Here is a 9,131-nt window from a genome sequence, read left to right on the forward strand (position 1 = left end):
CCGTTGATCAGCGGGTGCATCCAGCCTTCGTGGGAACCGTCGAAGGCGAACGACATAAAGTGCAGTTCGCAGTCGGTCGGGCCGGTTTCGTAGCGTTCGCCGGTGGCGATGATATGCGCCACCAACGCGCCGTGGGCCACCGCCACCCCTTTGGGCATCCCGGTGGAGCCGGAGGTGTAGATCACGTAGGCGAGGTTGGCGCCGTCCAGTGCGACGTTGGGGGCGGTGTCGCGGTGGTCGGCCCAGCTGTCGGTATGGTCGATGGCCAGTGTTTGCAGGCCCTCGCTCAACGGCAGTCGCGGCAACGCGCTGCTGTGGGTGAGCAACAGTTGCGCTCGACTGTCCTCCAACATGTACAACAAGCGATCACGCGGATATTCGATATCCAGCGGCACATACACGCCGCCAGCCTTCATGACCGCCAGGAACGCCACCATGATCTCGGCACTTCGCGGCATGGCGATAGCCACCCGCACTTCCGCGCCAACCCCACGGGCAATCAACGCATGGGCCAGGCGGTTGGCCTGGCGGTCCAGCTCGCCGTAGGTCAGGGTTTGGGTGTCGAACTTCACCGCCACGGCGTCGGGGGTTTCCTGGGCGCGGTCGGCGAACAATTCGTGCACCAGGCGCTGAGCCGAGAAGCCGGCATCGCTGCGGTCCCACAGGTGCAGAATGTGCTGTTGTTCCGCGTCATCCAGCAATTTCAACTGGCCGATGCTCTGCTGCGGGTCGGCCACCATTGCCTGCAACAGGTTGTGCCAGTGGCGGCCCATGCGCTCGATGGTGGCGGCGGTAAACAGGTCGGTGGCGTAGCCCAGAGAGGCTGCCAGCCCCTCGCTCGACTCATGCACATCCAGGTCCAGATCAAAATGTGCGGTATGACTTTCCCAGGCCAGCCCTTCGACGCGCAGCTCATGCAAGGCCGCAGTCGACATCGCCTGCCGTCGTTCGGCCTGGTGATTGAACATGACTTGGAATAACGGGTTCAGACTGAGGCTGCGCTCCGGCTGCAGCGCTTCGACCAATTGCTCGAAGGGCAGGTCCTGATGGGCCTGGGCCTCCAACGCCCGCTGCTTGACCTGCTGCAACAAGCCGCCAACAGTGGTTTGCCCATCGATATCGGCCTTGAGCACCTGGGTGTTGACGAAGAAACCAATCAGACGCTCGGTTTCCACACGGTTGCGGTTGGCAATCGGCACGCCAACGCGAATGTCCTGTTGGCCACTGTAGCGGTGCAACAGAACCTGGAACGAGGCCAGTAACAGCATGAACAGCGTTACACCTTCACGCTGGGCCAGGGCTTTGAGGTCGACCACCAGCGACGTGGGTATTTCTATGTGCGAACGCGCGCCGCGATGGCTCTGCTCCGCCGGGCGCTGATAATCGAACGGCAGCTCCAGCACCGGTTGCTCACCGCCGAGCAGCTCGCGCCAGTAGCTCAGCTGACGCGCCTTCTCGCCCGCCTCCATCCACTGGCGTTGCCACACTGCGTAATCGGCATATTGAATCGGCAGTGGCGGCAGTCGCACCTCTTGGCCTTGGCTAAAGGCGGCGTAGACCTGCACCAATTCCTCGACCATCACCTGCATCGACCAGCCATCGGAGACGATATGGTGCTGCACCAGCACCAGTACGTGATCATCCTCGGCCAGGCGCAGCAGATCCACGCGCAGCAGCGGCCCTTGCTCCAGATCGAAGGTCAGGGCGATTTTCGCTTCCACACACGTCTGCAGATCAGCTTCCTGGACATTACTGTGACTGATGACCACCGGCGCAGGCTCGCGCACGACTTGCACGGTGCCATCGCTGCCGTGGCGCAGCACGGTGCGCAGACTCTCATGACGGGCCACCAGATGATCAAAGCTGCGTTGCAGCGCGCCAATGTCCAACGGCCCCTTCAGGCGCAGCACACTCGGCACGTGGTAGGCGCGGCTGTCCGGGTCCAACTGCCAGAGGAACCACTGGCGCTCCTGGGCATATGACAGCGGTACCTCACCGTCACGCGGCAACGCAACCAGCGCCGGCGCGCGCCCTTGGTCGGCCCTCGCGCAGGCGGGTAACGCTGCGACGAAACCTTGCAGGCGCGGCTGCTCGAACAGCAATTTGAGCGGCACCTCAAGGGCCAGCGCCTGGCGAAGACGCGAAGTCACCTGCATGGCCAGCAACGAGTGACCGCCCAGCTCGAAGAAGTGATCCGTCAGCCCGACCCGTGCCACCCCCAGAATATCGGCCCAGATCGCTGCCACTTGTTGCTCGACGGCGCTGACCGGTGCCACCCAGGTCGGCTGCGAAAGATGCGCGTCAGGCTTGGGCAGGGCTTGGCGATCCAGCTTGCCATTGAGGTTCAACGGCAAGCGGTCAAGAAAGACCAGGTGCGCCGGCACCATGTAATCCGGCAGTTGTTCACGCAATACCGCCTTGAGGGTTTCACCCAGCGCCGCAGTCTCCTGCTGATCCGCCACCAGGTACGCGAGCAGTTGGTTATCGACGGCCAGCACCACCGCTTCGCGGACATTGGCCTGGGCCAGCAGCAACGTCTCGATCTCACCCAATTCGATACGGAAGCCACGAATCTTGACTTGATGATCGACACGCCCGACGTATTCGATCACGCCGTCGGCACGATAACGGGCTAGGTCACCGGTGCGGTACAGGCGTTCGCCAGCGTCAGCGAACGGATTGGCGACAAAACGCTCGGCCGTCAACCCTGCACGATTCAAATACCCACGAGCCAGGCCGCAGGCGCTGCCGATATACAACTCGCCCACCGCCCCCAGGGGTGCGAGGTTGAGATCGCGGTCCAGGACATACAGGGCGCGCCCTGGCAACGAGCGGCCAATAGGGCTGGCGGTAGCGCTCAGGGCTTCATCCGCTGCGCTGCAATCCAGCACACTGGACACCACCGTCGCCTCGGTCGGCCCATAGGTATTGAGCAGACGCACATGGCCCAGGCCAGCGCGTACCCATTGTGCGGGCCCGTCCAGCGGCATGGCTTCGCCGCCGATGTGCACTTGGCGCAAGGCACCATACGAACGGGGCCCGGCGGCCAGGCAATCAAGCACAAACAGGTGCCAATAGGCGGTCGGCAAATCGGCCAGGGTAATCCCCTGGCTCAAGATCTCGGTATACAGCCGGCCGCTGTCCCATAGCGACGCGCCACGCAGGACCACCGCCGCGCCGTGGGTCAAGGCCGGATACAGTTGCTCGACAAAACCATCGAAGTTAAGCGTGGCGAATTGCAGCACACGGTCCTGGGGCGTCAGCTGCGAATAGCCGGCGGCAATGCTCGCGAATTCGCTCAGGGCGCCATGGTCGATGGCAACGCCCTTGGGTTTGCCGGTAGAGCCGGAGGTGTAAATCACATAGGCCAGATGATCCGCGCCGATCGCCAAGGCCAAGTCTTCACCGGAGTACTCGGCCAGTCCTGCCTGGTCAATGGCCAAGGCTGCGACCCCTTCGGGAAGCACGATAGGCACGTGGGCGTGTGTCAGCACCAGACGCACACCGCTGTCTTCAAGCATGTGGGCCAGACGCTCGCGCGGGTAACTCGGGTCGAGGGGCACGTAGGCCCCGCCCGCCTTGAGCACTGCCAGCAGGCTGACCACCATGGCGAAGGAGCGCTCAACGGCAATCCCCACCAGCACTTGCGGCCCGACGCCGTGGGCCACCAGGCAATGGGCCAGGCGATTGGCCTGCAGGTTCAGTTCGGCATAGCTCAGCGATACGCCATCGAGCACCAACGCTACCGCGTGTGGGCGCTGCCGTGCCTGCGCCTCGAACAGACGCTGCACCCCGCCCGTCCAAGGCGCGGCCGGTGCATCGGCGTTCCAGGTCTGCGTAAGACGCTGACGCTCACTGGCACCCAGCATCGGCAGGTCTGCAAGGTGTTCGTTCGGGCGTGCAACCACGGCCCGCAATACGCTTAGCCAGTGTTGCGCCATACGCTCAATCGTGGCGGCCTCGAACAGATCGGTGGCGTAGGTCAATGTCGCCCAAAGCCCATCGACGGTTTCCTGAGTATCCAGGCTCACATCGAAATGCGCGGTGTGGCTGTCCCATTCCAGAGCATCAACCTGTAGCCCCATCGCCTGCGGCGCCGCAGTGCCGCGCGCATCAATCTGGTGGTTGAACATCACTTGAAACAGTGGGCTATGGCTCAGGCTGCGTTCCGGCTGCAGCGCTTCGACCAGTTGCTCGAACGGCAGGTCCTGATGCGCCTGGGCTTCCAAGGCCGCCTGCTTGACCTGCTGGAGCAGCTCGACAAACGACAGCTCGCCGCTGATGTCGGCCTTGAGGACTTGAGTGTTGACAAAAAAACCGATCAACCGCTCGGTTTCCACCCGATTGCGGTTGGCAATCGGCACGCCCACGCGAATATCCGACTGGCCGGTATAGCGATACAACAATGCCTGGAACGCAGCCAGCAACACCATAAACAGCGTCGCGCCTTGCCGTTGGGCCAGGCCCTGCAAAGCCTCCAGCAACGCGGGGTCCAACAGCCATTCCACACGCGCACCGCGGTGGCTTTGCGCCGGGGGGCGGGGATGATCGAGCGGCAAGTCCAGCACCCGTTGCTCGCCGGCCAAACGCTCACGCCAATAGGCCAACTGGCGCGCCTGCTCACCGGCCTGCAACCAGTCGCGCTGCCACACCGCATAGTCGGCATACTGAATCGGCAGCGCTGGCAACTGCGGTTCCAGGCCCTGCTTAAGCGCGGCATAGGACTGCACCAGCTCCTCGACCATCACCTGCATCGACCAGGCATCGCTGACGATGTGATGCAGCACCAGGACGAGCACATGCTGATCCGCTGCCAGTTGCAACAACCGGACGCGCAACAACGGCCCAGTGCGCAAATCGAACGGTTCGGCGATTGCCGCCTCGACTTGGGCCCTCACCACGGCCGGATCATCGGTAGCGAGGGTCTGCTCTTCGATCCGCAACGCCGCTGGTGCGGCCACGCGCTGCACGGTGCGCTCACCCTCCGTGACGAACACCGTGCGCAGGCTTTCATGGCGTGCAAGCAAGCCATCGAAACTGCGTTGCAGCGCCTGGCGGTCCAGTGCGCCTTGCAGGCGCAGGGCTGCGGGGATGTGATACACCGCGCTGTGAGGCTCCAACTGCCAGAGGAACCACTGGCGCTCCTGGGCATAGGACAATGCCAGCGGTTGATCGCGCGCGCAGCGGGCAATCGGCTGCACGTCCAGCACGCTGTCGGAGAGTGCCTGCACAAAGCGCCCCAGCTCGGGCTGCTCGAACAACGCTTTGAGTGGCACATCGATTGCCAATGCCTGGCGCACGCGAGACACAACGCGTGTCGCCAGCAACGAGTGCCCGCCGATTTCAAAGAAGTGATCCGACAGACCGACCTGGGCCACGCCCAGCACTTCGGCCCAGATCGCCGCCACCTGGCACTCGCGTGCGGTCACGGGTGGCACGTAATGTTTTTGCAACGCGCCAGCGTCGGGCCTTGGCAGGGCCTTGCGGTCCAGCTTGCCATTGGGGGTCAGCGGCATCCGCTCCAGCAGCACCAGATAGCTCGGCACCATGTATTCCGGCAATCGCGCGCGCAAGGCTGTCTTGAGCTGTTCCCGCAGCGCGGCCTGTTCCTGCTCGGCCAGCGGGTGGCGGGTGACCAGATAGGCAAGCAACTGCTCATGGTCAGCTATCACCACCGCTTCACGCACCATTGGCTGCTCGCGCAGGCACTCCTCGATCTCGCCCAATTCGATACGGAAACCCCGCACCTTAACCTGATGGTCGACGCGGCCGATGTACTCCACCACCCCCTGCTCGCGATAGCGCGCCAGGTCGCCGGTGCGATACAAGCGTTCGCCAGGACCGCCATACGGGTTGGGCACAAAGCGCTCGGCCGTCATGGCCGCCCGGCCGAAATAACCGCGAGCCAAACCGACGCCACCTATCAGCAGTTCACCGGGCACCGTCAGCGGGCAAGGCGTAAGCGTGGCGTTGAGGATGAACAGCGACGTATTGGCAATCGGTCGCCCTACAAACGGCACAGGCTCAAGCAATGGATAGGCGGCCGACCAGATGGTCGTCTCGGTCGGGCCGTACAGGTTCCACACCGTGCCTTGCCAGGCGAGCATGCGCTCGGCCAGGTCGGCGGGCAGCGCCTCACCACCACACAGGCATTTGATTCCGCGCAGTACGGCGCAACGTTCGCTGTCCAGCAGCATGCGCCAGGTCGATGGCGTGGCTTGCAGCACGTCGATGGTTGCGTGCTGCACCAGGTCGAGGATGGCCTCCGGGTCCAAGGACGTGTCCTTGTCGGCCAGGACCACCGTCGCGCCCACCGCCAGGGGAACGTAAAGCTCCAGGGCAAAAATATCGAAAGAGAAGGTGGTCAACGACAACAGGCGTGCTTGTGCATCAATGCCCAAGGTGTCGGCCATGCCCTGGGTGAAGCTGCTCAGCGCGGCATGGCGCACCATCACGCCCTTGGGTTTGCCGGTGGAGCCGGACGTGTAGATCACATATGCCAGGTGCTCACCACTGAGTTCGACGTCTGGGTTGACGCTGCTGTAGCGACCATCCGCGTCTTCGTCCATCAGTAGCACCTGCTGACCGACCGCCAACGGCAACTGTTGACGCAGGCTGCCGGCCGTCAGCACAACGTGCGCGCGGCTGTCTTCGAGCATAAAGGCCAATCGATCAGGCGGGAAACCAGGGTCGAGCGGCACGTAGGCACCGCCGGCCTTCAGGGTTGCCAACAGCGCCACCGCCATCTCGACCGAGCGCTCCAAAGCCACCGCCACCAGCACGTCGGGGCCGACGCCAGCGCCGCGCAAACGGTGGGCCAGTCGATTGGCACGTCGGTTCAATTCGCCATAGCTCAGCACTTGGCCGTTGCACGCCAGTGCCGTCGCATCCGGGCGCAGCCGAGCCTGGTCTTCGAACAGGCGATGCACGCCCATATCCTGGGCGAACGCCCGCTGGGTAGCGTTCCAGTCATGCACCATGTGCTGCAACTGGGCATCCTCCAGCAGCGGCAATTCACCGACACGGCGGGTGCAATCCTGGCTGACGCTGTGCAGCAAACGCAGCCAATGTGCAAGCAGGCGCTGCATGCCGGGGGCGTCGAAAAGGTCAGTGGCATAGGTCAGGGACGCCTGAATGCCTTCGACCGATTCCTGAGTATCCAGGTTGAGATCCAATTGCGCGGTCTTGCTGTCCCACTCCAACCCCTGGACCTGCAGACCCGTTGCGCTGGCGTCGCCGCGCTGGGTATCGGTCTGGTGGTTGAACATCACCTGGAACAGCGGGTTATAACTCAGGCTGCGTTCCGGCTGCAGCGCTTCGACCAATTGCTCGAAAGGCAAGTCTTGATGGGCCTGGGCTTGCACCACGCGCTCACGAGTGTGGTGCAACAGCTCGCGAAAGCTCATCTGCCCGTCGATGTCAGCCTTGAGAACCTGTGTGTTGACGAAAAAGCCGATGAGGCCCTCGGTCTCTGCGCGATTGCGGTTGGCCACCGGCACGCCGATGCGAATGTCCCCCTGACCGCTGTAGCGATACAACACCGCCTGGAATGAAGCCAGCAGCAGCATGAACAGCGTCACACCTTCGCGCTGCGCCATGGTTTTGAGACGGGTGACCAACGCGGCATCCAGCGCCAGGTCCAGACGTGCACCGCGGTAGCTTTGTATCGCAGGCCGTGGGCGATCCATCGGCAATTCCAGCACGGGCTGCTCACCGCCCAGCAGGTTTTCCCAGTACGCGAGTTGCCGCTCGCGCTCGCCGGCTTCCATCCAGCTGCGCTGCCACAGTGCATAGTCGGCGTACTGGATTGGCAAGGCCGGTAGCTGCGGTTCGAGCCCCTGAACATGGGCGGCATACAATTGCACAAGCTCGTCGACCATGACCTGCATCGACCAGCCATCGGAGACGATGTGATGTTGCACCAGTACCAGCACATGCTCCTGCGGGGCCAGGCGCAGCAGTTTCACTCGCAGCAACGGGCCTTGCTGCAAATCGAACGGCCGGTCAATTTCGGCCTGCACCAAGTCTTTGACCTGGAATGCCTGGGCCTCGACCAAGGTGATTTCCACCCGCGCGTTTTCGACAATGACCTGCAAGGCGCTGTCACCATCGGGCTCAATGTGCGTGCGCAGGCTTTCGTGCCGGCTAACCAGAGTGTCGAAGCTGCGCTGCAAGGCTGCTACGTCCAGCTCTCCCACCAGACGCAGCGCCCGAGGCACATGGTATGCGGTGCTCTGCGGCTCCAACTGCCACAAAAACCACTGCCGCTCCTGCGCATAAGAGAGTCGAAGCGGCTCGCCTTCCTGACGCTTGAAAACCGGGGCGATCTCAAACAGGTTGATGCCTTGTTGCTTGAGCATGACCGCCAACGCTTTCTTTTGCTGCGCAGAAAGTGAACCCACCGACTCGATTAATGCTTGCACGCCACGCCCCTCAGGAAATCAATTTATCCAAATCTTCTGCTGATAGACGTTTGAGGGCCTCCAAGGATTTAGCCAATGCGTCCTGCACCGGCGAATTATTTGTTTGCTGGGCCGCCACGTAAGCACTGAAATCAGCCAGGGTGGGTGCGGTGAAGATCGACTTGACGTCGAACTCGGCGTGCAAGCGCTCGCGCAGGCGCACCACCACTTGCGTCGCCAGCAACGAATGCCCGCCCAGCTCGAAGAAGTTGTCGTGCAGGCCGACACGCTGAACGTGCAAGACCTCGGCCCAGATCGCGGCGACCTGTTGTTCGAGTTCGCTCTGGGGCGCAACGTACTCGCGGGCCATCAGGCTGGCATCGGCCTTGGGCAGCGCCTTGCGATCCAACTTGCCGTTGGGACTCAACGGCATTTGCTCCAGCAACACCCACTGTGCCGGCACCATGTAATCCGGCAGGTGTTCGGCCAGGTGCGCACCGAGCACCTCGCGCCAGTCGTCTCCGGCATGGTGCAGCACCAGGTAACCCACCAAGTACTTGCCGTCCACCGCCAGCACCGCCGCTTCGCGGACCTGCTCGTGCTCCAGCAACCGCGCTTCGATCTCGCCCAGCTCGATGCGCAGGCCGCGCAGCTTGACCTGATGGTCGATACGCCCGGCGTATTCGATCACTCCGTCTTCGCGGTAGCGCGCCAGGTCGCCGGTGCGGT

General features: G+C 63.1%; 2 protein-coding genes. Both read right to left on the minus strand.

Features of this window, described 5'->3' with window-relative positions; translation table 11 throughout:
* On the minus strand, nucleotides 1-8,423 hold an 8,423-nt coding region (locus tag ABX75_RS27710; RefSeq protein ID WP_047883109.1), incomplete at its 3' end, for a non-ribosomal peptide synthetase.
* A gap of 10 nt (nucleotides 8,424-8,433) precedes the next feature.
* The coding region (locus ABX75_RS27715; RefSeq protein WP_047883106.1) for a phosphopantetheine-binding protein at nucleotides 8,434-9,131 on the minus strand (698 nt) is incomplete at its 5' end.

The organism is Pseudomonas sp. ARP3 (genome assembly GCF_001029595.1).
In the GTDB taxonomy this organism is placed as follows: domain Bacteria; phylum Pseudomonadota; class Gammaproteobacteria; order Pseudomonadales; family Pseudomonadaceae; genus Aquipseudomonas; species Aquipseudomonas rhodesiae.